The organism is Streptomyces sp. NPDC059851, assembly GCF_042732005.1.
GTDB lineage: Bacteria > Actinomycetota > Actinomycetes > Streptomycetales > Streptomycetaceae > Streptomyces.
In genome coordinates this window covers 1-2,076 of the sequence record NZ_JBHWJJ010000291.1, presented here as the reverse complement: position 1 = coordinate 2,076, position 2,076 = coordinate 1, and the positions used below count along the sequence as shown (strand labels likewise).

General features: G+C 73.9%; 1 protein-coding gene. It reads right to left on the bottom strand.

The window, feature by feature from the left end:
- A partial coding sequence (locus ACFV7Q_RS38795; protein WP_385435662.1) for an SDR family NAD(P)-dependent oxidoreductase occupies positions 1–2,076 on the bottom strand: 2,076 nt, incomplete at both ends.

The window sequence follows — 2,076 nt, the reverse complement described above, 5'->3', positions numbered from 1 at the left end:
GTGCGGACGCCGCCCGGGAACCGGCAACTCATCGCCACGATCGCGATCGGATCGTCATCGACGGCCACGGTCACCGGACCGGCGATCTCCGCCCGAGTGCCCACCAGTTCGTCCCGGAGGAACGCCGTGAGGGCAGAAGCGGACGGATAGTCGAAGATCAGCGTGGCCGGCAGCGTCACACCGGTCGCCGCACCCAGCCGGTTGCGCAGCTCGACCGCGGTCAACGAGTCGAACCCGAGCTCCTTGAACGCACGGTCGGCGCCGACGGCGTCGATTCCGTCGTGCCCGAGGACGGCCGCGACCTGGGTGCGGACCAGACCGAGCAGCTCCCGCTCCAGCTCCGCCGGGCCGAGTCCGGCGAACCGCTCGACCGGCGAACCGGTCCCGGCCTCGGCAGCTGCGGCGATCCCGGCGGGCCGGGTCTCCACCAACTCGGCGAAGAGGGCACTGGGACGGACGGCGGTGAACGCGGGCCCGAACCGCTCCCAGTCCACGTCGGCGACCAGCAGGGCAGCATCCGCAGACGACGCGACGCTCTGCCGCAGCACGGCCATCGCCGTCTCCGGCGCCATCGGCGGCAGACCCTCGCGCCGCATCCGCGCGTCCAGCGCATCGTCGGCGGCCATACCGCCCTCGGCCCACGGGCCCCACGCCAGGGAGGTCGCAGCCAGGCCGGCGGCGCGCCGCTGCTCGGCGAGCGCGTCCAGGTAGGCGTTCGCAGCAGCGTAGTTGGCCTGGCCGGCCGAGCCGGTCATGCCGCTCATGGACGAGAACAGCACGAACGCGGAAAGCTCGATGCCCAGCTCGACGGTCAGCTCGTGCAGGTTGAGCGCGGAGACGGCCTTCGCCCGCAGCACGGTCTCGAACCGCTCCGGCGTCAGGGCGTCCAGGACACCGTCGTCAAGCACCCCGGCGGTGTGGACGACAGCGGTGAGCGTCCCGGCCTCGGCCGCGAGCAGGCCGCGGAGGGCCTCGCGATCGGCGGCGTCGCACGCCACCACCGACACCTCGACGCCGAGTCCCGCCAGCTCGGCGGCCAGTTCGGCGGCGCCCGGAGCATCAGCGCCCCGGCGGCTTGTCAGCACCAGCCGCTCGGCACCCGCACCGGCCAGCCAGCGGGCCACGCGCCCGCCGAGCGCACCCGTACCCCCGGTCACGAGCACCGTCCCGGACGGAGTCCAGGACTCGGAGGTGCCGGCCGCGGCGCGGACGAGCCGACGCCCGAAGACCCCGGAGGAGCGGACGGCAACCTGGTCCTCACCGGCAACACCGCCGGCCAGGAGGCCGACGAGTCGAGCCATGGCCCGCTCGTCCCAGACCTCGGGCAGGTCGACCAGACCGCCCCAGCGTCCGGGCAGCTCAAGGGCCGCCACCCGGCCAAGGCCCCACGTCTGGGCCTGAACCGCCGAGACGAGCCGGTCCGAACGGCCCACGCTCACCGCGCCCCGGGTGAGGCACCACAGCGGCGCCTCCACCCCGGCATCACCCAACGCCTGCACCAGGCCGGCCGTCGGGAGAACACCGGACGCCTCGTCCAGGGCAAGGAGGGAGACCACACCGGCGACACCCTCGGCGTCGGCCAGCAACCCGGCCAGCGCGGCACGGTCCGTCCCGGCCTCGACCACGATCCGGCGGACCTCGGCACCACGCCCGGCCAGGGCGCCCACCACACCGGTGTCGTCCACGCCGTCGGCCGGAACCACAACCAGCCAGGAACCCGACAGCCGCGCACCGGACGTACTGTCGGCCAGTGGCTTCCACGACACCCGGTAGCGCCAGCGGTCCACCTCGGACCGGGTCCGCAGGCCACGTCGCCAGGCCGACAGGGCCGGCAGTGCAGGCAGGACGGTGTTCCAGGCGTTCTCGTCGGCCACGTCCAGCGTGGCGGCGAGCGACTCCAGGTCCTCGCGCTCGACGGCGTCCCAGAACCGGGAGTCCAGCTCGTCGGCAGCACCGATGTGCGTGCTGCCGTTCGCCATCGGCAGCCAGTAGCGCTGCCGCTGGAAGGCGTACGTCGGCAGCTCCACCCGCCGGGCGCCGGAACCGGCGTAGAACGCGGACCAGTTCACCTCGACG